The sequence below is a fragment of the Gibbsiella greigii genome (genome assembly GCF_039540155.1).
Lineage (GTDB): Bacteria > Pseudomonadota > Gammaproteobacteria > Enterobacterales > Enterobacteriaceae > Gibbsiella > Gibbsiella quercinecans.
This window is the reverse complement of the sequence record NZ_BAABEM010000006.1, coordinates 244,163-265,201: the sequence shown is the minus strand read 5'-3', so window position 1 is coordinate 265,201 and position 21,039 is coordinate 244,163. Positions and strand designations below refer to the sequence as shown.

Genomic DNA, 21,039 nt, shown 5'->3' with positions numbered 1-21,039 from the left:
GCCGGCTCCGCCCTGCCGTGGGGATGAGCGAGCAAGCGAACACACCTGCCGCCAGCAGTATGAGGGGGATAACTCATTACAAATCGTATGATTAAAATCAAGAAAGGATTGGATCTCCCGATAGCCGGGGCCCCGGCCCAGACGATAAATGACGGGCCGGCCATCAGGCACGTTGCCCTGCTTGGTGAAGAATATGTCGGCATGCGCCCTTCAATGCTGGTGCAGGAGGGCGATAGCGTTAAGAAAGGGCAGGCGCTGTTCGAAGATAAAAAGAACCCCGGCGTTTTTCACACCGCCCCGGCCAGCGGCCGGGTGGCCGCTATCAACCGCGGCGAGCGCCGGGTGCTGCAGTCGGTGGTGATCGCGTTGGAAAACGGCGGCGATGAGCAACTGGAGTTTGCTTACTACCGGCCGGAGGCACTGCCGCAGCTGTTGCGTGAGCAGGTAGAAAGCGATCTGCTGGCCAGCGGGTTGTGGACGGCGCTGCGTACCCGGCCCTTTAGTAAAACCCCACGCCCGGGCACGGTTCCTCGCGCTATCTTTGTTACCGCAATGGATACCCAGCCGCTGGCGGCGGATCCGCAGAAGGTTATCGCCGGGCAACTGCCGCAGTTCCACGCCGGGCTTGCGGTGCTGGCGCGCCTGACCGCTGGCAAGGTGCACGTTTGCCACGCTGCCGGCGCCCCGTTGGCGGCGGGCGATCATCCTCAGATTCACTGCCACGCGTTTTCCGGCCCGCACCCAGCCGGGTTGGTCGGTACCCATATCCACTTTCTGGAACCGGTCAGCCTGAAAAAAACCGTCTGGCACATCGGCTATCAGGATGTCATCGCCATCGGCACCCTGTTTACCACCGGCAAGCTTGATACCACGCGTATTATCGCGCTGGCCGGCCCGCAGGTCGCCCAGCCAGCCTTGCTGCGCACGCGCCTTGGCGCCAGCCTGGATGAGTTGACCGCCGGCCGCCTGAAGGCCGGTGAAAACCGCGTGATTTCCGGTTCGGTGCTCAGTGGCGTGCAGGCCACCGGCCCCAACGCCTATCTTGGGCGCTTTCATCTGCAGGTTTCGGTGTTGCTTGAAGGCCGCGAGAAAGAGCTGTTTGGCTGGGTGCTGCCTTCGCCGGGCAAGTTTTCCATTACTCGCACCACGCTGGGCCATTTCCTCCGGCGCAAACGCTTTGCGTTTTCCACCTCAACCCACGGCGGTGAACGTGCGATGGTGCCGATTGGCAACTACGAGCGGGTGATGCCGTTGGATATTCTGCCGACGCTGTTGCTGCGCGATTTGCTGGCCGGGGATACCGAGAGCGCCCAACAGTTGGGCTGCCTGGAGCTGGATGAAGAGGATTTGGCGTTGTGTACGTTTGTTTGCCCAGGCAAGTATGAATATGGGCCTTTGCTGCGCGATGTGCTGAATACGATTGAGCTGGAAGGATAAGCGATGGGCCTGAAGCATTTTTTGGAAAAAATTGAGCCGCACTTCACGCTGGGCGGCAGGCTGGAGAAATGGTACCCGCTGTATGAAGCTACCGCGACAGTGTTTTATACGCCGGGGTTGGTTACCCACGGCGCTTCGCATGTGCGTGATGCTATCGATCTCAAACGCATGATGATCCTGGTGTGGCTGGCGGTGTTCCCGGCGATGTTTTGGGGCATGTACAACGTTGGTCAGCAGGCGGTGCTGGCGCTGCACCACCTTTACCAGGGTGAGCAACTGCAGCAGGTGCTGGCGGCCGACTGGCACTATCGCCTGGCCCAGTGGCTGGGGGCTTCAATGGCCGCCGACGCCGGCTGGGCCAGCAATATGCTGCTGGGCGCCACCTATTTCGTGCCGATCTACGCCGTGGTGTTTCTGGTCGGCGGTTTTTGGGAGGTGCTGTTTGCCACGGTTCGCCGTCATGAGATCAACGAAGGCTTTTTTGTTACGTCTATTTTGTTTGCGTTGATCGTGCCGCCCACGCTGCCGCTATGGCAGGCGGCGCTTGGTATTTCATTCGGCGTGGTGATCGCCAAAGAAATTTTTGGCGGCACCGGGCGCAACTTCCTCAACCCGGCGCTGGCGGGGCGCGCCTTCTTGTTTTTTGCCTACCCGGCGCAGATTTCCGGCGAACTGGTGTGGACGGCGGCAGACGGCTTTTCCGGTGCGACGCCGTTGGCGCAGTGGAGCGCCGGCGGGGAGGCGAGCATGACCAACGTCCTTACTGGGCAGCCGGTAAGCTGGATGGATGCCTTTCTGGGCAATATACCCGGCTCCATCGGTGAGGTTTCTACGTTGATGATCCTGCTCGGCGGGGCGCTGATCCTATTCACCCGCATAGCATCCTGGCGCATCGTGGCCGGGGTGATGGTGGGCACGGTGGCGGCCGCCAGCCTGTTTAATGCGGTGGGCTCTGACAGCAACCCGATGTTCGCCATGCCCTGGTACTGGCATCTGGTGCTGGGCGGCTTTGCCTTCGGCATGATCTTTATGGCGACCGATCCAGTCTCTGCCGCCTTCACCGAAAAAGGCAAAGTGTGGTACGGCGTGCTGGTGGGCGTGATGTGCGTGTTGATCCGTGTGGTCAACCCGGCTTATCCCGAAGGGATGATGCTGGCGATCCTGTTCGCCAACCTGTTTGCGCCGCTGTTCGATTATCTGGTGGTGCAGGCCAACATCAAACGGAGGCGGGCCCGTGGCGAGTGAGGCAAGGAACAATGACAGCGTGGGGAAAACGCTGCTGGTGGTGTTTTTGCTGAGCCTGGTGTGTTCGGTGGTGGTGGCCGGCGCCGCCGTCGGCCTGAAATCCCAGCAGCAGGCGCAGCGGCTGCTGGATAAGCAGCGCAATATCCTCAACGTTGTCGGCCTGCTGGCGCCGAAAATGGACGGCGAACGGGTGCAGACGGTGTTTAGCGCGCGCATTGAGCCGCGCCTGCTGGATCTGGCCAGCGGCGAGTTTGTTGCCGGCAGTGAGGATACGTTTGATCTGGCGGCTGCGTTGCGTGATAGCAGCCAAAGCATCGCGCTGGCGGCCAACGAAGACAAAGCCGGTATTCGGCGGCGCAGCAACCAGGTGGAGATTTATCTGGTGCGCGATGAGCAAGGCGGCGTCGATAAGATTGTGTTGCCGGTATATGGCTCCGGGCTGTGGTCGATGATGTACGCGTTTGTGGCGCTGGATAGCGACGGTAACACGGTGCAGGGCCTGTCTTATTACGATCACGCCGAAACCCCAGGGCTGGGCGGCGAGATAGAAAACGCCGGCTGGCGGGCGCAGTGGATTGGCAAACGGCTGTTTGATGATAACGGCAAACCGGCGCTTCGTGTGGTCAATGGCCGGGCTGCCCCGGGGGACGTGCATGCGGTCGACGGCCTTTCCGGCGCCACGCTGACCGCCAACGGGGTGCAGCACACGTTTGATTTTTGGTTGGGCGAACTGGGTTTCGGCCCGTTTCTGAAAAAAGTTCGTGAAGGGGCGCTGAAAAATGGCTGATTCCAAAGAGATTAAGCGGGTTCTGCTGGGGCCGCTGTTTGACAATAACCCGATTGCGTTGCAGATCCTCGGCGTTTGCTCCGCGCTGGCGGTGACTACCAAGCTGGAAACGGCGGTCGTGATGACCATCGCCGTTTCACTGGTGACTGCGTTCTCCAGCTTTTTTATCTCGCTGATTCGCCATCACATTCCGAACAGCGTGCGCATCATCGTGCAGATGGCGATTATCGCTTCGCTGGTGATTGTGGTGGATCAGGTGCTGCGCGCCTATGCGTATGAAATCTCCAAGCAGCTGTCGGTGTTCGTCGGCCTGATTATCACCAACTGCATCGTGATGGGGCGTGCCGAGGCTTACGCGATGAAATCACCGCCGATCGAAAGCTTTATGGACGGCATCGGCAACGGTTTGGGCTATGGCGTGGTGTTGATCCTGGTCGGGTTCCTGCGTGAGCTGATCGGCTCCGGCAAACTGTTTGGGTTTCCGGTATTGGAGGCGGTGCAGAACGGCGGCTGGTATCAACCAAACGGGCTATTCCTGCTGGCGCCCAGCGCGTTCTTTATCATTGGTATGTTGATCTGGGGGCTGCGGACCCTCAAACCGGCGCAGATCGAAAAAGAGTAATCCCCTTAACGGCATGTGTTGCCGGGTTGCAGGCGTTGCGTGATACAGACGGGAAGCAGATATGGAAATTATATTAGGCGTGGCCATGTTCACCAGCATCTTGATGGTGTTGGTACTGCTGATTTTATTCGCTAAATCCAGGCTGGTGAATACCGGCGACGTTGTCGTGGAAGTGAACGGCGACCAGGAGAAAAGCTTCACGGCGCCCGCCGGCGACAAGTTGTTGAATATGCTTTCCAACCAGGGGATTTTTATTTCGTCGGCCTGCGGCGGGGGCGGCTCTTGCGGCCAGTGCCGGGTGGTGGTGACAGCGGGCGGCGGCGATATCCTGCCCACCGAGCTTTCCCATATCACCAGGCGCGAAGCAAAAGCAGGCTGCCGCCTGGCCTGCCAGGTGAGCGTGAAGCAGGATATGAAAATCGAGCTGCCGGCAGAGATTTTCGGCATCAGGAAATGGATCTGCGAGGTGATCTCCAACGATAACAAGGCAACGTTCATCAAAGAGCTGAAGCTGAAGATCCCCGACGACGAAGATGTGCCGTTCCGCGCCGGCGGCTATATTCAGATTGAAGCGCCGCCGCACCAGGTCAGCTATGCGGATTTCGACGTGCCGCAGGAATACCGCGGCGACTGGGATAAGTTCAACCTGTTCCGCTATCGCTCGGTGGTGGATACCACCACGGTGCGCGCCTATTCGATGGCGAATTACCCGGATGAGAAGGGCATCATCATGCTGAATGTGCGCATCGCCACGCCGCCGCCGGGCAACCCAACGGTGCCGCCGGGGGTGATGTCTTCCTACATCTGGGCATTGAAACCGGGCGATCGGGTGACCATCTCCGGGCCGTTTGGCGAGTTCTTCGCCAAGGATACCGATGCCGAGATGGTGTTCATCGGCGGTGGTGCCGGGATGGCGCCGATGCGTTCGCATATTTTCGATCAGCTCAAGCGCCTGCACAGCAAACGTAAAATTACCTTCTGGTACGGCGCACGTTCGCGGCGCGAGATGTTCTATGAAGAGGATTTCAACCAGTTGCAGGCGGAGCATGAGAACTTCACCTGGCATGTGGCGCTGTCGGATCCGCAGCCGGAAGACCACTGGAACGGCTATACCGGCTTTATTCATCACGTGCTGCTGGAAAATTACCTGCGCCACCACCCGGCGCCGGAAGATTGTGAATACTATATGTGCGGGCCGCCGATGATGAATGCCGCGGTGATCAACATGCTCAAGGCGCTTGGCGTTGAGGAAGACAACATCCTGCTGGATGACTTTGGCGGTTAGTTTTGAATCGGGCAATGCGTTTGCGAGGCGCTTATGCTGACACTGTTTGCGATAACCTTTGCATTATTCCTGCTGGTCATTGGCGGTATGTCGCTGGGCTACGTGCTTAAACGCAAAAGCCTGCAGGGCAGCTGCGGCGGCATTACGGCGCTGGGGATGGAGAAAGTCTGCGATTGCCCCGAGCCTTGCGACAGCCGCAAAAAACGCCTGGCGCGTGAAGCGCGGCGCCAGCGGCTGCGGGAAAAACACCGCATTCTCTAGGCGCCGGCCGATAACACCGTGCTGTTTAGCGCGCCTTACGGAACTTTTCCGCCTGCAGCGGCGAATCTACCATCACGCCATCTACGCCCAACGCCAGCGCCTGCTGGTAATCCTGCGGCGAATTGATGCCAAACAGAATGATGTGCGCCGGCCCTTTGGCCCGGAAGCAGTCCACCGCTTCTTTATCCCACACCAGCAGCGCTTTGGAACGGGCTTCCCCCAAGGTGTATTTTTCTACCACTTCCACCTGGCGCTTCATCTCCAGCCCATACCAGCGTGGGCCATTAGGGCTTGCTGTCACATCGCACTGGTGCGCCATGGTGATGTTGGCCAGCAGATCGCGGGTTTCATCGCGTGATGCAAAACGTTTAATCTGCGGCGGCAGCGCTTGCAGGTATTTGGCATCGGTCGAGTAGACACGGGTGCGTTCCAGGCTATGGTTTTTTTCCAGCGTGGCCAGCAGGGCGGCGGCGAACTTTGCCGGATCGCTGTCCGGCGATTTGATATCCAGATAAAAGGTGGTTTGCGGGAAGGCGGTTAATGCCTGTTCCAGTGTTGGGATACCGATGTGTTTACCGCGGAACGGGTGATTGCCGTCTTTGCCGAACGCCCAGCCAGCGTCTGCCTGCGCCAGCTCTTCTGCGCTGTAGGCGGAAACCAGGCCCTGTTTATCGGTTAACGCCCGCAGATCGGACGGCCGGTAGAGCACGATGGCCCCATCCTTTGCCTGCTGCAGGGTGATCCACACCGCATCTGCGCCGTGTTGCAGCGCCTGGCGGATGGCGACCAGGGTATTTTCCGGCGCATCGGCGGTGCCGCCGCGGTGGGCGATAATCGCCGGGGCCGGGGTCGCCGCCAGCGCGGCGGCAGGGAGCAGAAAACAGAGGGAAACAAACAGGTAGCGGTGGAGCATTCTCATTACTGGTGCCTTGTGGTTGCGTGATGAGCCGATGGCGTTGGATTCCTTGCCGCATCATAAACGTGAAAAATGACGTTTTTTTAACAGCTGAAGAATAATGCGCCATTAAGGCAATAGCGCCATCTTGGCGATGGGCCGGCCTGATTTGAGCTTCTTACCTTTTACTGTATACTCATACAGTAACTGGGAGGGGAGATGCGTAAAATCATTCATGTCGATATGGATTGCTTTTTTGCCGCCGTCGAGATGCGCGACGATCCCAGCCTGCGTGATATCCCACTGGCGATCGGCGGCAGTGCCGAACGGCGCGGAGTGATCAGTACCGCCAACTACCCGGCGCGCCGTTACGGCGTGCACAGCGCGATGTCGTCCGCCATGGCGCTGAAGCTGTGCCCGCACCTGAAGCTGATACCCGGCCGCATGGCCGCGTATAAAGAAGCTTCGCAGCATATCCGCACCATCTTTGCCCGCTACACGCCGTTGATTGAGCCGCTGTCCTTGGATGAGGCCTATCTGGACGTGAGCGAAAGCACGCAGTGTAACGGCTCGGCAACCTTGATCGCTCAACAGATCCGCCAGGCGATTTTCGATGAACTGCAGCTCACGGCCTCCGCTGGCGTGGCGCCGATCAAATTCCTTGCCAAAATCGCCTCCGATCTGAACAAACCCAACGGTCAATATGTCATCACCCCGGCGCAGGTGCCGGTGTTTTTGCAGCAGTTGCCGCTGGGCAAAATTCCCGGGGTGGGCAAAGTGACCGCCAAACGGCTGGAAGAAATGGGGCTGAAAACCTGTGCAGACGTGCAGCAGTATGATTTGGCCACGCTGTTAAAACGCTTTGGCAAGTTTGGCCGGGTGCTGTGGGAACGCTGCCAGGGGATTGATGAGCGCAGCGTTTCACCCGATCGGCTGCGCAAATCGGTGGGGGTGGAGCGCACGCTGGCGGAGGATATTCATGACTGGCAGGCGTGCGAAGCGTTGATCGTTGAAAAGCTCTACCCGGAACTGGAAATGCGCCTGAGCAGGCTAAAGCCGGATCTGCAAATCGCCCGCCAGGGGGTTAAGCTGAAGTTCCAGGATTTTCAACAGACCACCCAGGAGCACGTCTGGCCGGTGTTGAACCAGGAGGATTTGCTCAGTGTGGCAAAGCAGGTGTGGCTTGAGCGGCGCGAAGGGCGGGGTGTGCGGCTGGTGGGGCTGCACGTCACCCTGCGCGATCCGCAGATTGAGCGGCAGCTGCCGCTGCCCTGGGGCAATTAAGCGCCCCAGGGCATCACGCCGTCGCTACAATCAGGCGCGTTCCGGGATGGCTTTCAGCAGGGCGGTCAGCAGCGTCCAGTAATCGCCGACGCTTTTGATATGCACCTGTTCATCTGGGGAGTGTGGCCCGGTGATGGTTGGCCCGATCGACACCATGTCTAATTCCGGGTACGGCTTTTTGAACAAGCCGCACTCCAGCCCGGCGTGGATCACCATGATGTTCGGGGTCTTGTTGAACAGATCCTGATACAGTTCGCGCACCAGATGCATCACCGCGGAATCGGCATCCGGCTGCCAGCCAGGATAGCTGCCTTTTGCCACTACCTGCGCGCCCGCCAACTGGCCTAACGCCGTGAGCGTTTCCACCACGTAGTCTTTGCCGCTGTCGATCAGGGAACGGATCAGGCAACTGATCTGCGCCTGGTCCGCATGGGTGGTGACCACACCCAGGTTAAGCGAGGTTTCCACCACGCCTTTCACCACGTCGCTCATGCGAATAACGCCGTTCGGCGTGCTGTTGAGCAACGCCAGAAAGCGCTGCTGGCACTCGGCTTGCAGAGGTTGCAGCTCGCTGGTGGTCACCTCAAGCAGCAGGGTGATGTTTTTTTCTCTGGCCGCCAGTTCGCTGCGCAGCAACGCCAGATACTCGTCGCACTGGGTTTGCAGCGCTGCTGCCTTATCGGCAGGAACGGCGATCACGGCAAAGGCTTCACGCGGGATAGCATTGCGCAAGTTGCCGCCGTTCAGCTCCAGCACGCGCAGATCCAGCGTTGGCGCATGGGCGAACAGAAAACGCGCCAGCAGCTTGTTGGCATTACCCAGGCCCAGATGGATTTCGGCACCGGAGTGCCCGCCCTTCAGGCCCTTGAGGGTCAGCTTCAGGAGCTGGTAGCCCGCTGGCAGCGCTTCACGTTGCAATGGCAAGGTGGTGATGGCGTCGATGCCGCCGGCGCAACCCATGTAGATTTCGCCTTCTTCTTCCGAATCGGTGTTGATCAGGATTTCAGCCTGTAGCCAGCCGGCCTGCAGGCCAAAGGCACCGTCCATTCCCGCCTCTTCAGTCATGGTCAGCAGCACTTCCAGCGGGCCGTGTTCCACACTGTCGTCGGCCAGCACCGCCAGCGCAGACGCCATGCCGATGCCGTTGTCGGCGCCCAGCGTGGTGCCGCGTGCTTTAACCCATTCGCCATCGATGTAGGGCTGGATCGGATCTTTAGTGAAATCGTGCACGGTGTCGTTGTTTTTTTGCGGCACCATATCCAGGTGCGCCTGCAGGGCCACCGGCTTACGGTTTTCAAACCCCGGCGTCGCGGGTTTACGCAGCAGAATATTGCCGACCCGATCGCGCTCTGCATGCAGGTTTTTATCTTTGGCCCAGGCCAGGATGTGCGCCGCCAGGGCTTCTTCATGATAAGACGGGTGTGGGATCGAGCAGATTTTGGCAAAAATGTCCCACAGCGGCTGTGGTGCAAGACGCGACAATTCAGACACGATAAGTCTCCTGTAACAGCTGTTCGGCGATGGAAGAACGTGCTGTGTGGTTAAAGGCCATGGATGACGGTGCGCTTGGGCACAATACGCAGAGAATATCACTTTCTTTCACCCGGCGCGCGCGCCGTATTGTGCGGTTTAAGCGCTTGATTCGCCGTGTTTCAACCGCCCGCCGGCGCATGGCGCAGCGGATGAAAACGCGCGGATGGCCACGGTTCATCTGGCATTCGGCGCGTTCACTCTCTATAATCTCGCGCAACCTTTTTTCCCTTGATCACTGAGTAAGCCGCACCATTGCAGGCTGGGATACCCTTCTATGAGTGAAAAATACGTTGTTACCTGGGACATGCTGCAAATGCAAGCCCGCAAATTGGCGCACCGCCTGCTGCCTGCCGACAAATGGACGGGGATTATCGCCGTCAGCCGCGGTGGCCTGGTGCCGGCCGCTCTGCTGGCGCGTGAACTGGGTATTCGCCATGTGGATACCGTTTGTATCTCCAGCTACGACCATGATAACCAGCGTGAAATGAAAGTACTCAAGCGTGCCGAAGGGGACGGTGAGGGCTTTATCGTGGTTGACGATCTGGTGGATACCGGCGGCACGGCGCAAGCCATCCGCGCGATGTACCCGAAGGCGCATTTTGTGACCATCTTCGCCAAACCGGCCGGCCGGCCGCTGGTTGATGATTATGTGGTTGATATCCCGCAGAATACCTGGATTGAACAGCCATGGGATATGGGCGTGGCGTTTATTCCGCCGATCGGCGGGCGTTAATTTCCCCCACCTCCTGCGGCCATGGCGCCTGACGGCGCCAGAACTACGTGGCCGGGGTAACCTCTGCCTATGCCGCCCCTTTCACCACGGAAAGGGGCGGTATAATTCTGGCTATGCTTCATCCGATACCCGCACGGCAAATCCACTTTGTTGAACAGTTATTTTGGTTTCTACCCCCAGAGTTAGGTACACTGCCCACAGATAATCAGGCCATTTTCTGTCTGTAGCCAGATGAACGGAGGCTGTTGTCATCATGGTGCAAGCCAACCTGTCAGAGATTTTATTCAAACCTTCATTTAAACACCCTGAAACATCGACGCTGGTGCTGCGTTCGCACCATGCCGAAAATGTGGATATGCACTCGGCGCTGGAGGGCGACAGTACCGGTAACTGGTACCGTATGCTCAACCGCTTGCTGTGGACCTGGCGCGGCGTTAGCCCGGTCGAGATCACCGAAGTGCTGGCGCGGATTGCCGCCTCGCGGGCGGAACACAGCTATACCAATCTGCTGGATACCGTGGTGGGTTACCGCAACGGTAACTGGATCTACGAGTGGGTGCACCAGGGGATGCAGTGGCAGCAGCAGGCCCAGGAACAACAGGATCCGTTGCTGGCCGGCAAATACTGGCTGAACGCCGCCAATTTCTACAGCATTGCCGGTTATCCGCACCTGAAGGGGGATGAACTGGCCGAACAGGCCGAAGCGCTCTCCAACCGTGCCTATGAAGAGGCCGCGCTGCTGTTGCCTTACCAGCTCAAAGAGTTGGAATTCAAAGTGGAAGGCGGCAGCCCGATTTCCGGCTTCCTGCATATGCCGGGCGACGATAAGGCGCCATACCCAACGCTATTGATGTGCGGCAGCCTGGACACCCTGCAAACCGACTATCACCGCCTGTTCCGTGACTACCTGGCGCCGCTTGGCATCGCCATGCTGACCATCGATATGCCTTCCATCGGTTCTTCCTGCAAATGGAAGTTAACGCAGGATTCCAGTTTCCTGCATCAGCAGGTGCTAAGGCAGTTGCCGGAAGTACCGTGGATCGATCATACCCGTGTAGCGGCGCTTGGCTTCCGCTTCGGCGCCAACGTGGCGGTGCGCCTGGCCTATCTGGAGCCGCAGCGCCTGCGGGCCGTGGCGTGCCTTGGCCCGGTGGTGCATACGCTGCTGTGCGACGCGCAGTTCCAGCAGCACGTGCCGGAAATGTACATGGACGTATTGGCCAGCCGGATGGGCATGACCAATGCTTCTGACGACGTGCTGATGGTGGAACTGAATCGCTATTCGCTGAAGACGCAGGGCTTGCTGGGGCACCGTTGCCCAACGCCGATGCTGGCCGGCTATTGGGAAAACGATCCGCTAAGCCCGAAAGAAGATGCGCAGCTTATCGCCAACTCGTCTTCGGACGGCAAGCTGCTCAACATCCCGAGCAAGCCGGTGTATCGCAGTTTTCATCAGGCGCTGCAGCAGACCAGCCGCTGGTTGAAAGAGAAAATGCGTTAACTGGTTGCTAATTTTTAACATTTTGTTAAAAAGAATACTCGACATTGAGGAGGTTGATGTATGACGTTACCGAGTGGCCACCCCAAAAGCAGACTGATGCAACGTTTTGCCAGCCTGGGGCCATACCTGCGGGAAGGGCAATGCAAGAATGACCGTTTTTTCTTTGACTGTTTAGCCGTTTGCGTGAGCGCAAAGCCCGCGCCGGAAAAACGGGAGTTCTGGGGCTGGTGGATTGAGCTGCAGGCGGAAAAGGAACGTTTTACCTACGCTTATCAGTTTGGCCTGTACAATAAAGAAGGCGACTGGAAAGTGGAAAAAATCAAAGACGCCGAAGTGAAAGAGAAGCTGGAAACCACGCTGCGCGGTTTTCACCAACGGCTGGCCGAGCTGTTGGCGACCATGGAGCTGGCGCTGGAACCCGCCGATGATTTTGACGAACGACCGATAAAACTTTCCGCTTAGATCAATTTGGCTGCACAATTGGTCGGATTTCGCGTTGTGCCTGTTGGCATAACGCGTCTCTCCTGTTACAACGTCTTTTGCATTCCTTTCTTTGTTTAAATCTAACGGCAGAAATATTATGAATGGCAGCCAGACATTGGTTGTGAAGTTGGGCACTAGCGTGTTGACCGGTGGATCGTTGCGCTTGAACCGCGCTCACATCGTTGAACTTGTGCGCCAGTGTGCGCAGCAACACGCCGCGGGCCACCGCATTGTTATCGTGACTTCCGGCGCGATCGCCGCCGGGCGTGAGCATTTGGGCTACCCCGAGTTGCCCGCAACCATCGCTTCCAAGCAACTGCTGGCGGCGGTGGGGCAGAGCCGGCTGATCCAACTGTGGGAACAGCTGTTTTCAATTTATGGTATCCACATCGGCCAGATGCTGCTGACGCGCGCCGATCTGGAAGATCGCGAACGTTTCCTCTATGCGCGCGATACCATGAGCGCGCTGTTGGATAACCGCATCGTGCCGGTGATCAACGAGAACGACGCGGTGGCAACCGCTGAAATTAAGGTTGGCGATAACGATAACCTTTCTGCGCTGGCGGCGATCCTCGCCGGGGCGGATAAACTGCTGCTGCTGACCGATCAGCAGGGCCTGTTCACGGCCGATCCGCGCCAAGATCCGCAAGCCGAGCTGATCCGTGAAGTGCATGGCGTTGATGACGCCCTGCGCGCGATCGCCGGCGACAGCGTTTCCGGCCTGGGCACCGGCGGCATGGGCACCAAGCTGCAGGCGGCGGACGTTGCCTGCCGTGCCGGCATTGATGTGATTATCGCAGCCGGCGGCAAGCCGGGCGTGATCGCCGATGTGATCGCCGGCACCCCGGTGGGCACCCGTTTCCACGCGCAGGAAACCCCGCTGGAAAACCGCAAGCGCTGGATCTTCGGCGCGCCGCCGGCCGGTGAGATCACCGTGGACGACGGTGCGGTTGACGCGATAGTGGCGCGCGGTAGTTCGTTGCTGCCGAAAGGCATCCGCGAGGTACATGGGGATTTCTCCCGTGGCGAAGTGATCCGTATCCGCAGCCTGGGCGGGCGCGATCTGGCGCACGGCGTTAGCCGTTATAACAGTGATGCTATGCGCATGATTGCCGGCCATCACTCGCAGGAGATCAACGAGATCCTCGGTTATGAATACGGCCCGGTGGCCGTCCACCGCGACGATATGATTGTAAGTTAAGGAGTATGCATGCTTGAGCAGATGGGGAAGGCCGCGAAGCAGGCCTCCTGGCAGTTGGCGGTGCTGAGCACGGCAGAGAAAAACCGGGTGTTGGCGGTGATGGCGGACATGTTGGAAGCCCATAGCGACACGATTTTGCAGGCTAACGAGCAGGATATGGCGCAGGCGCGTGCGGCGGGGATGAGCGATGCGTTGCTGGACCGCCTGTTGCTGACGCCTGAGCGCCTGGCGGCCATTGCCAACGATGTGCGCCAGGTATGCCGCCTGAGCGATCCGGTTGGGCACGTATTGGACGGCAGCCTGTTGGACAACGGCCTGAAGTTGGAACGCCGCCGCGTGCCGCTGGGTGTGATTGGCGTGATTTATGAAGCGCGCCCCAACGTGACTATCGATGTGGCCAGCCTTTGCCTGAAAACCGGCAACGCGGTGATCCTGCGCGGCGGCAAAGAAACTTTCCATACCAACCAGGCGACGGTGAAAGTGATCCAGTTGGCGCTGGAGCAGTGCGGCCTGCCGGCGGCGGCAGTGCAGGCGATTGAAAGCCCGGATCGTGCGTTGGTGGCGGAGCTGCTGCGTATGGATCGCTATATCGACATGCTGATTCCACGCGGCGGCGCCGGCCTGCACAAGCTGTGCCGCGAACAGTCGACCATCCCGGTCATTACCGGCGGCATCGGCGTTTGCCATATCTATGTGGATGACAGCGTAGATGATGAAAAAGCGCTGGAGGTGATAGAAAATGCCAAAATCCAGCGCCCAAGCGCCTGTAACTCTGTCGAAACCTTGTTGGTTAACCGTGCCATTGCCGGCCGCTTCCTGCCTGCGCTGAGCGCGCGGATGGCCGAATTGGGCGTGACGCTGCATGCCAGCGAAGAAGCGTTGGCGCTGCTGGAGCAGGGCCCGGCGAAGGTGGTGCCGGTGGCCGCAGCGGATTACGAGGACGAATGGCTTTCGCTGGATTTGAATGTGGCGCTGGTGGCGGATATCGATCAGGCCATCGACCATATTCGCACCCATGGCACCAACCATTCCGATGCTATCCTGACGCGCTCCATGCGCAATGCCGAGCATTTTGTGCGCGCAGTGGATTCTTCCGCCGTGTACGTTAACGCCAGCACCCGCTTTACCGATGGCGGCCAGTTCGGCCTGGGGGCGGAAGTGGCGGTGAGCACCCAGAAACTGCATGCGCGCGGCCCCATGGGGTTGGATGCGCTAACCACCTATAAATGGATTGGTTACGGCGACGATCTGGTGCGCCGCTAAATTTGGCGCTGTTGGCCCCAGCAATACTGAAAAGCGCAGCAAGGCTGCGCTTTATTTTTGCGTATTTTATCTGCGAATCAGACCACAAAACGTGTACGGTTGATGAGATTTTCAGCGGTTAGCACGCTGCCTCTTGACTCTGGGGGGGCTTTTGCATAAGTTGTTCACCGCACGTTGGCATGCACTCAGCATTCCCGCCCCAAAGCCGATATAGCTCAGTTGGTAGAGCAGCGCATTCGTAATGCGAAGGTCGTAGGTTCGACTCCTATTATCGGCACCAGTTAAATCAATAACTTACTTGTCATTCGTTCCTTCTCTATCCTCCGTGTGGGACATATTTGGGACAAATCTACCTAAAATCGAGTCAATTTGCTGGGCGTGTTCGGTAAGATGATTTGGCGCCAGATGGGCATACCTTCTCACCATCTCTATCGATTCCCAGCCGCCCATTTCCTGCAGAACGGATATTGGTACTCCAGCCTGAACCAACCAGCTGGCCCAAGTGTGCCTCAGATCGTGAAACCTGAAATCCTCAATCCCCGCTCTTTTTAGTGCTGCTCTCCATGCTGTGTTTGCGTCGTAACGCATTTTTCGGACAACTGGAGCCTTGGTTCCATCCGGCTTTGTGCAACTCTCTCGGTACACGAAAACCCATTTATGGTGATGGCCTATTTGTCTTTTAAGCACTTTGCAGGCAGTATCGTTTAGCGCTATACCGATGGCTTTTCCTGATTTGCTATCTTCAGGATTAACCCAGGCTACACGACGCTGCATATCAATTTGTTGCCACTCAAGATTGATGATGTTCGATCTGCGCAAGCCGGTTGAGAGGGCGAACTCAACAACTGACTTTAGCGGCTCCGGGCATTCATCAATCAGCCTTTTTGCTTCGTTAGGCTCCAGCCAGCGAATTCGCTTATTCTTCGGCTGCGGTACACGAACTATTGGCGCCTTATCCAACATCCGCCAGTCACGCTCCGCAGTTCTAAGCAGCGCCTTAATGAACGCCAGGTGTGTAGCCTTTGTGGCCACTGCCGCTGGCTTTGATTCAAATTCTGGCATAGGCTTACCTTGCCGCCCTAGCGATATGGCACGGAGGCGCTGGTTTTCCTCATGCCTCCTGTTAGTCATATTTTGGATTGCGCTATATATCTGCCGCTCTGTCACATCTCGGAGCTGCATCCCTGAAAAATGAGAGAGCCAAAACTTGTTCCGGCTCTTGTCATCATCCAGCGACTTCTTGTGTGCCTTCTCCTGTAACCATCGCACACATGCCTCATCAAATAGCATGCCAGGTATTTCACCAAGCTTGCTTACCCGCCAGGCTTCAGCCTTCAACTTGTCGTGGAATTCCGCGGCCTGCCTTTTGTCCTTTGTTCCAAGAGATTGCTTAACACGCTTGCCGTTTGGCGTCGTGAAGCTGGTGTACCAAACTTCACCTCGTCGGAATAATGACATGGACTTCTCTCCTCATGTGCATCATCCGCGCTCACCGCCACAGTGTGGATCGGATTGTTCAGCGCAGCAATACACGCCTGTCTCGTTATTAGATATGGTGATCTGGGTTTTGTTGGGTCTTTGCGGGTGGCCGCAAGTCGGCCGGAGCGGATCCATGCAGTAATTGTGGGCGCCGAAACGCCCAGGAATTCGCAAGCCTCATCCCGCGTTAGGCTGAATTTCTCCATAGAAGCCTCTACTTTTCTGCGTACACCTGATGGCACACGTAGTTAAGCTGCAGCCATGCCGGAGGTTTAGCTGGCAGAGCCGCGGCTATTTTCTTCGCTTGTTTGTCGAGTAGTTCTCGGTAGGTGAGGGTGTTGTTGGGTGATTTGTATTCGGTGATTACTGCTTTTGCGAGGGTGTATAGGGCATTGTCAATTTGTGCATCCATGCCGACTCCTGGCTTGCGATAGCAACTTGTCGAACATCATGCCTAACCGTACGGCGGTCATAACCTGCTCGGGCTCGCCGGTCAAATATGTCGGCCTTGGCGCTTGCGTGAAAGGTTTGGAATAGGTTTGAAACCCGTCATCAACTTTCATCACCCGGATTGCATAGCTACGACCTTTCTCTGCCTTCCGAAAGTCGGCTTGAATAAACGGCGATGAGCGCATAGCTTTGCGCAGGGTAGCCGAACTGTCTGGTATTGCTACTGCACTGAAAGCCCCACGATGGATACGCACCGTCGACGGAGTGAAATATATCGATGAGGTGGTCGCATGAATCAACCGTACAGGCATCTCGTAATCGGCAGTTTTTAGAGCGGCGACAAGGGAATGATCGATGAAAGGGAAACATGCTGCAGTTTCTGAGCGCACAGTTCAATAGAAAATCCATACCCCAGAAAGCAAAAAACCAGCCATCAGGCTGGTTTCTTTGAATAAGTGGTGCCCGGACTCGGAATCGAACCAAGGACACGGGGATTTTCAATCCCCTGCTCTACCGACTGAGCTATCCGGGCAACGGGGCGCATTAAACCGTAAAGGCTCGCCGGCGTCAACGGCTTTCTGTCGCAAAGTGGTGCGGTTGTTCTATTTTTATTCAGCTTTGTGTGGGTAATGGCTGCGTCGCCGCTGTGGGCACAGGCGGTAGCGGTAGCAGGCCGTTACATTATGCGCGCGGTTACCTCCATTTATTCTTTTGCTGGGTGATTAATCACTTAAATAACAGTTAATTAAGTTAACTTCTTGTTGAAGGGAAATCGAACAATTGTTACTTGAACCCCATAAAGAAACGTGTAATCATTGCGCAAATTTTAGCACTTAACATCACGGTGATATCGCTCATCAACGTTAGAGGACTGCAGGCATGACTGGTTGGGTTGTTCAGGCGCTTTCGCGCACCAGACATCTGATGATGCCCTCGCTCCGCCGTGATTTCCCCCGCACGCTGTATACCCGATTACCTTCGCCCCCCATGCGGTGAGGGCGCCGCTATGCTCGCTGTTAGGCATTATTAAAAATAGCGCTGTGGCGCTGATTTTACTGATGTCTATCGGTTGTGGCTGAACCCAGTCCCCGATAACTGCCTGCGCTCAACGCATCAGGCTGGCCGCGCTTGCAGATAAGCTGCAATGCGAGCATCACATGGCCGGGGTAGCCTTTGTTATCCTTTAACGTATGTGCCTGTGGCACACCTCATCCTTAACAGTTTGAGAGTTCGCTTTATGAAAGAATTGAAAATAGCAACAAGCGCCAATCTGGTCGCCAGCATTGAAACCCTGCGCCAGGTTGTGCGCATCGAACAGACCGACTACACCGACGTTGCCGCGGCGGTGGTGTCTGTGGCTGATGTGAATGCCGGTATCCTGGCTGAACTGAAGGCCACCGGGTTTGATATCCCAATGTTTGTTGCTGTTGAAGGGGACGAACACCTGTCCCCGGATTTCCTGCCGTTGATTACCGGCGTATTTGCGCTAACGCCCGCCACCAAAGCGTTTTATATGGCGCAGTTGGAAGCGGCTGCGGATGCCTATGAGCAGGCATTGTTGCCGCCGTTCTTCAGCACCCTGAAAACCTATGTGGAAATGAAAAACGCCACCTTTGCCTGCCCCGGCCACCAGGGCGGCGAGTTTTTCCGCAAGCACCCGGCGGGGCGCAAGTTCTTCGAGTTTTATGGCGAAACCCTGTTCCGCTCCGACATGTGCAACGCAGATGTCAAACTCGGCGATTTGCTGATCCATGAAGGATCGGCCAAGGATGCGCAAAAGCACGCGGCGCGCGTATTCAACGCCGATAAAACCTACTTTGTGCTTAACGGCACCTCGGCGGCTAATAAAGTGGTGACCAATGCGCTGCTGACGCGTGGCGATCTGGTGCTGTTCGATCGCAACAACCATAAATCCAACCACCACGGCGCGCTGATCCAGGCCGGCGCCACGCCGGTGTATCTGGAAACCGCCCGCAACCCGTTTGGCTTTATCGGCGGCATTGATTCGCACTGCTTTAACGAAGGCTATCTGCGTGAACAGATCCGCGAAGTGGCGCCCGAGAAGGCCAACCTGGCGCGGCCGTTCCGCCTGGCGATCATCCAACTTGGCACCTATGACGGCACCATCTACAACGCCCGGCAGGTGATCGACACCATTGGCCACCTGTGCGATTACATTCTGTTTGATTCTGCCTGGGTGGGCTACGAAGGTTTTATCCCGATGCTGAAAGAGTGCTCGCCGCTGCTGCTGGAGCTGGATGAGCATGATCCTGGCATCTTTGTCACCCAATCGGTGCATAAGCAGCAGGCGGGGTTCTCGCAAACGTCGCAGATCCATAAAAAAGACGATCACATCAAGGGGCAAAAGCGCCATTGCAACCATAAGCACCTGAACAACGCTTTTATGCTGCATGCCTCAACCAGCCCGTTTTATCCGCTGTTTGCCGCGCTGGACGTTAACGCCAAAATGCATGCCGGCGCCGCTGGCCGCCGGATGTGGATGGACTGCGTGTATCTGGGGATCGAAACGCGCAAGCAACTGCTGGCACGCTGCGAAATGCTGAAGCCGTTTATCCCGCAGCAGGTGGCCGGCAAGCCCTGGCAAGATTATGAAACCAGCGCCATCGCTGACGATGCGCGCTTCTTCAGCTTTGTGCCGGGCGAACACTGGCACGGCTTTGCCGGCTATGCGCAGGATCAGTACCTGGTCGATCCGTGCAAACTGCTGCTGACCACGCCGGGGATTGATGCCGCAACCGGCCAATACACCGAGTTTGGTATCCCGGCCACCATTTTGGCCAACTTCCTGCGTGAAAACGGCATCGTGCCGGAGAAATGCGATCTCAACTCGATCCTGTTCCTGCTCACGCCGGCGGAAAACCCGGCCAAGATGGAACTGCTGGTGGATATGCTGGTGCAGTTTGAGCGCTATGTTGCGGAGGATGCGCCGTTGAGCGAGGTATTGCCGACGGTCTATCGCAAGAACGAACAGCGTTACCGTGGCTACACCATTCGCCAGCTGTGCCAGGAAATGCACGATCTGTACGTGAGCTATGATGTGAAGCAACTGCAGAAAGAAATGTTCCGCCAGGCCCATTTCCCGCCGGTGATGATGAACCCGCAGGATGCCAACGTGGAGTTTATCCGCGACAACGTGGAACTGGTGCCGATCGGCCAGGCGGCGGGCCGTATTGCCGCCGAAGGGGCGTTGCCTTACCCACCGGGCGTACTGTGCGTGGTGCCGGGGGAAGTTTGGGGCGGAGCGGTGCAGCGCTATTTCCTAGCGCTGGAAGAGGGGATTAACCGGTTGCCGGGGTTCTCGCCGGAACTGCAGGGCGTTTATATCGAGAAAAAAGACTACGGCTGGAAGCGGATCTTCGGCTATATGATCAAGCAATAACAGTAAGGGCCGGCGATCAACCGGCCCTTACCGTATTCGGCGGCCCATCACAGTGATTGCCCCCGTTTGGCGCTACCTGCGGCGGTAGCTCTTCTGCGCGGTGTTAACCTTCACCAGATAACGGCGCGATTCGGCCGCCGGGTGCTTGGTGGTCAGCGTCAGGTACACATCGCCAGGCTGCATACTGTTGATAATATCAACGGCGCGCGAACGATCACTGGAAAACACCCGCAACACGCTGCCGGCGCCGCCGTTATAGGCGGTGATCACCGCGTAGCGGCGCGAAGTCGGGTTCTGAATGCCGCCCAGATAGGTGCCCTGCAGCAGCGCCAGATAAGCGGTGCCGGTATCGATGTTGTTTTCCGGATCGAACAGGTAGCTACGGCTTGGCGTGCCCCATTTCCCGCGCAGTTTAAACACATCCTTGCCGGCGGTGTGTTGCACCACCTGCATCAGGCCAAGCGCGTCGGAACCGCTCACCGCATAGGGGTTGAAGCTGGATTCTGTCTGCATGATGGCCAGGATCAGCGACTCTTCCACGCCGTATTTTTCCGAAGCCTTGCGCACCATCGGCAGGTATTTGTGCGCACGTTTATCCAAATGGTTTGGCACCAGTTGGATGGTTACTGAGTAGATCACGTGCAGGCCGGAGTTGCGTTTTTGCAGCTTGGTCTGCACCAGATAATCGGCAAAGTGCGCAGCGCGCCATTCCCAGCGGATCGGCTGATCATTGTTATCCAGCACCTGGCCGTACAGGAACGGCTCTTTACTGATCTGGATATCATTGGCGTCGGAATAGAGATCCACCGAGCCCGGATCGTCGCCCATCAGCAGGGTGGTGATAATCGCCTTGCGCAGGCTGGCGGCCGGATCGGTTGGCGAGATGGTCTCGAACGTAATGGTACCGGCATCAAAGTTGATGTGGCTACGCGTCAGGTACTGATCGGTATATTTTACGTAATCTTTTGGCCCGGCGATCAGAACCTCGTTCAGCCCCCAAATGTTCTCAATGTTGTGGGCAAATTGGCCCATCAGGATGTCGAAGGCGTTGGTGTCTTTCACCCAGGCTTCGTTGTACTCATCGCTTTTTTTACCAGAACAGGAAATCAGTAAGGGTGCTATCACTAGCAAAGCTAAAATTTTCTTCATCTTAAGCCGTATCATGATGAATTATATAAAT

The 21,039-nt window shown here is 57.4% G+C and carries 18 protein-coding genes, 2 tRNA genes and 1 pseudogene; 14 read left to right on the top strand and 7 right to left on the bottom strand.

All coding sequences use genetic code 11. The annotated features are described in order from the left end of the window. The first annotated feature begins 87 nt into the window (after positions 1-87). The 6 genes from AC559G_RS04500 to nqrM all read left to right on the top strand — a co-directional run bounded on the left by AC559G_RS04500 (position 88) and on the right by nqrM (position 5,637). Positions 88-1,437 carry an NADH:ubiquinone reductase (Na(+)-transporting) subunit A gene (locus AC559G_RS04500; RefSeq protein WP_498911608.1) on the top strand — a complete coding sequence of 450 codons (1,350 nt, stop codon included), beginning with the start codon at positions 88-90 and terminating at the stop codon, positions 1,435-1,437. A 3-nt stretch (positions 1,438-1,440) separates the two neighbouring features. Beyond that, a complete protein-coding gene (locus tag AC559G_RS04495; protein ID WP_498911606.1) occupies positions 1,441-2,682 on the top strand; it encodes a Na(+)-translocating NADH-quinone reductase subunit B in 1,242 nt (413 codons plus the stop codon). After that, positions 2,672-3,469, top strand: a complete 798-nt coding sequence (locus AC559G_RS04490; RefSeq protein WP_498911604.1) for a Na+-translocating NADH-quinone reductase subunit C — start codon at positions 2,672-2,674, stop codon at positions 3,467-3,469. Before AC559G_RS04495 ends, AC559G_RS04490 begins: the two co-directional genes overlap by 11 nt. Beyond that, entirely contained in the window at positions 3,462-4,091 is a 630-nt protein-coding gene (locus tag AC559G_RS04485) for an NADH:ubiquinone reductase (Na(+)-transporting) subunit D (RefSeq protein WP_438596608.1), read from the top strand. Before AC559G_RS04490 ends, AC559G_RS04485 begins: the two co-directional genes overlap by 8 nt. A 61-nt stretch (positions 4,092-4,152) precedes the next feature. Beyond that, on the top strand, positions 4,153-5,376 hold the full coding sequence (gene nqrF, locus AC559G_RS04480; RefSeq protein WP_498911602.1) for an NADH:ubiquinone reductase (Na(+)-transporting) subunit F: 1,224 nt from the start codon (positions 4,153-4,155) through the stop codon (positions 5,374-5,376). A 33-nt stretch (positions 5,377-5,409) separates the two neighbouring features. Next, positions 5,410-5,637: a (Na+)-NQR maturation NqrM gene (gene nqrM / locus AC559G_RS04475; RefSeq protein ID WP_498911600.1), complete on the top strand. Its 228-nt coding sequence runs from the start codon at positions 5,410-5,412 to the stop codon at positions 5,635-5,637. A gap of 25 nt (positions 5,638-5,662) precedes the next feature. Here the strand turns inward: nqrM and AC559G_RS04470 are convergent, their stop codons facing one another. After that, complete coding sequence (locus AC559G_RS04470) at positions 5,663-6,556, bottom strand: glycerophosphodiester phosphodiesterase family protein (RefSeq protein WP_423783623.1); 894 nt, start codon at positions 6,554-6,556, stop codon at positions 5,663-5,665. Positions 6,557-6,751: 195 nt separating this feature from the next. Here AC559G_RS04470 and dinB point away from each other — a divergent pair, with 195 nt between their 5' ends. After that, positions 6,752-7,816, top strand: a complete 1,065-nt coding sequence (gene dinB / locus AC559G_RS04465) for a DNA polymerase IV (protein WP_498911598.1) — start codon at positions 6,752-6,754, stop codon at positions 7,814-7,816. A gap of 30 nt (positions 7,817-7,846) precedes the next feature. Here dinB and pepD read toward each other — a convergent pair whose 3' ends face one another. After that, positions 7,847-9,307, bottom strand: a complete 1,461-nt coding sequence (gene pepD, locus AC559G_RS04460) for a zinc-binding metallopeptidase family protein (protein WP_498911596.1) — start codon at positions 9,305-9,307, stop codon at positions 7,847-7,849. A gap of 316 nt (positions 9,308-9,623) precedes the next feature. On the opposite strand from pepD, the gene gpt reads away from it, so the two are divergent. From gpt to AC559G_RS04430, 6 genes are all read left to right on the top strand, one after another. Continuing rightward, a complete protein-coding gene (gene gpt / locus AC559G_RS04455) occupies positions 9,624-10,082 on the top strand; it encodes a xanthine phosphoribosyltransferase (protein WP_095847252.1) in 459 nt (152 codons plus the stop codon). Between the two features lie 253 nt (positions 10,083-10,335). Next, positions 10,336-11,583, top strand: coding sequence for an esterase FrsA (gene frsA / locus AC559G_RS04450; RefSeq protein ID WP_095847253.1), 1,248 nt, complete (start codon positions 10,336-10,338; stop codon positions 11,581-11,583). A gap of 60 nt (positions 11,584-11,643) precedes the next feature. Further along, the gene (gene crl, locus AC559G_RS04445; protein WP_498911593.1) at positions 11,644-12,045 is read left to right on the top strand and encodes a sigma factor-binding protein Crl; all 402 of its coding nucleotides are present in this window, start codon (positions 11,644-11,646) and stop codon (positions 12,043-12,045) included. 118 nt (positions 12,046-12,163) lie between these two features. Further along, positions 12,164-13,267 (top strand): glutamate 5-kinase, encoded by a 1,104-nt coding sequence (gene proB / locus AC559G_RS04440; RefSeq protein WP_498911591.1) that lies wholly within the window; start codon positions 12,164-12,166, stop codon positions 13,265-13,267. Between the two features lie 9 nt (positions 13,268-13,276). Beyond that, positions 13,277-14,530, top strand: a complete 1,254-nt coding sequence (proA, locus tag AC559G_RS04435; RefSeq protein WP_498911589.1) for a glutamate-5-semialdehyde dehydrogenase — start codon at positions 13,277-13,279, stop codon at positions 14,528-14,530. A gap of 204 nt (positions 14,531-14,734) precedes the next feature. After that, positions 14,735-14,810, top strand: a tRNA-Thr gene (locus tag AC559G_RS04430). 14 nt (positions 14,811-14,824) lie between these two features. Here AC559G_RS04430 and AC559G_RS04425 read toward each other — a convergent pair. The 4 genes and pseudogenes from AC559G_RS04425 to AC559G_RS04410 form a co-directional block, all read right to left on the bottom strand. Beyond that, positions 14,825-15,988, bottom strand: coding sequence for a site-specific integrase (locus tag AC559G_RS04425; RefSeq protein WP_498911587.1), 1,164 nt, complete (start codon positions 15,986-15,988; stop codon positions 14,825-14,827). A gap of 92 nt (positions 15,989-16,080) precedes the next feature. Then, positions 16,081-16,215: pseudogene (locus AC559G_RS04420) on the bottom strand (helix-turn-helix domain-containing protein); the annotation flags it as partial. An 8-nt stretch (positions 16,216-16,223) separates the two neighbouring features. Further along, entirely contained in the window at positions 16,224-16,421 is a 198-nt protein-coding gene (locus AC559G_RS04415; RefSeq protein WP_498911585.1) for a hypothetical protein, read from the bottom strand. Between the two features lie 494 nt (positions 16,422-16,915). Further along, positions 16,916-16,991 (bottom strand) — tRNA-Phe (locus tag AC559G_RS04410). Between the two features lie 705 nt (positions 16,992-17,696). Between AC559G_RS04410 and speF the strand changes: the two genes are divergently transcribed. Continuing rightward, a complete protein-coding gene (speF, locus tag AC559G_RS04405; protein ID WP_498911583.1) occupies positions 17,697-19,859 on the top strand; it encodes an ornithine decarboxylase in 2,163 nt (720 codons plus the stop codon). Positions 19,860-19,931: 72 nt separating this feature from the next. Here speF and mltC read toward each other — a convergent pair whose 3' ends face one another. Next, the gene (gene mltC / locus AC559G_RS04400; RefSeq protein WP_498911581.1) at positions 19,932-21,008 is read right to left on the bottom strand and encodes a membrane-bound lytic murein transglycosylase C; all 1,077 of its coding nucleotides are present in this window, start codon (positions 21,006-21,008) and stop codon (positions 19,932-19,934) included. Positions 21,009-21,039 lie beyond the last annotated feature (31 nt).

Bases quoted from the DNA above. Each gene is read 5' to 3' on its own strand.
- AC559G_RS04500 (WP_498911608.1), top strand. From the start codon at position 88: ATGATTAAAATCAAGAAAGGATTGGATCTCCCGATAGCCGGGGCCCCG.
- gpt (WP_095847252.1), top strand. From the start codon at position 9,624: ATGAGTGAAAAATACGTTGTTACCTGGGACATGCTGCAAATGCAAGCC.
- AC559G_RS04415 (WP_498911585.1), bottom strand. From the start codon at position 16,421: ATGGATGCACAAATTGACAATGCCCTATACACCCTCGCAAAAGCAGTA.
- speF (WP_498911583.1), top strand. From the start codon at position 17,697: ATGAAAGAATTGAAAATAGCAACAAGCGCCAATCTGGTCGCCAGCATT.
- frsA (WP_095847253.1), top strand. From the start codon at position 10,336: ATGGTGCAAGCCAACCTGTCAGAGATTTTATTCAAACCTTCATTTAAA.
- dinB (WP_498911598.1), top strand. From the start codon at position 6,752: ATGCGTAAAATCATTCATGTCGATATGGATTGCTTTTTTGCCGCCGTC.
- AC559G_RS04495 (WP_498911606.1), top strand. From the start codon at position 1,441: ATGGGCCTGAAGCATTTTTTGGAAAAAATTGAGCCGCACTTCACGCTG.
- proA (WP_498911589.1), top strand. From the start codon at position 13,277: ATGCTTGAGCAGATGGGGAAGGCCGCGAAGCAGGCCTCCTGGCAGTTG.
- AC559G_RS04485 (WP_438596608.1), top strand. From the start codon at position 3,462: ATGGCTGATTCCAAAGAGATTAAGCGGGTTCTGCTGGGGCCGCTGTTT.
- AC559G_RS04470 (WP_423783623.1), bottom strand. From the start codon at position 6,556: ATGAGAATGCTCCACCGCTACCTGTTTGTTTCCCTCTGTTTTCTGCTC.
- nqrM (WP_498911600.1), top strand. From the start codon at position 5,410: ATGCTGACACTGTTTGCGATAACCTTTGCATTATTCCTGCTGGTCATT.
- mltC (WP_498911581.1), bottom strand. From the start codon at position 21,008: ATGAAGAAAATTTTAGCTTTGCTAGTGATAGCACCCTTACTGATTTCC.
- crl (WP_498911593.1), top strand. From the start codon at position 11,644: ATGACGTTACCGAGTGGCCACCCCAAAAGCAGACTGATGCAACGTTTT.
- proB (WP_498911591.1), top strand. From the start codon at position 12,164: ATGAATGGCAGCCAGACATTGGTTGTGAAGTTGGGCACTAGCGTGTTG.
- nqrF (WP_498911602.1), top strand. From the start codon at position 4,153: ATGGAAATTATATTAGGCGTGGCCATGTTCACCAGCATCTTGATGGTG.
- AC559G_RS04425 (WP_498911587.1), bottom strand. From the start codon at position 15,988: ATGTCATTATTCCGACGAGGTGAAGTTTGGTACACCAGCTTCACGACG.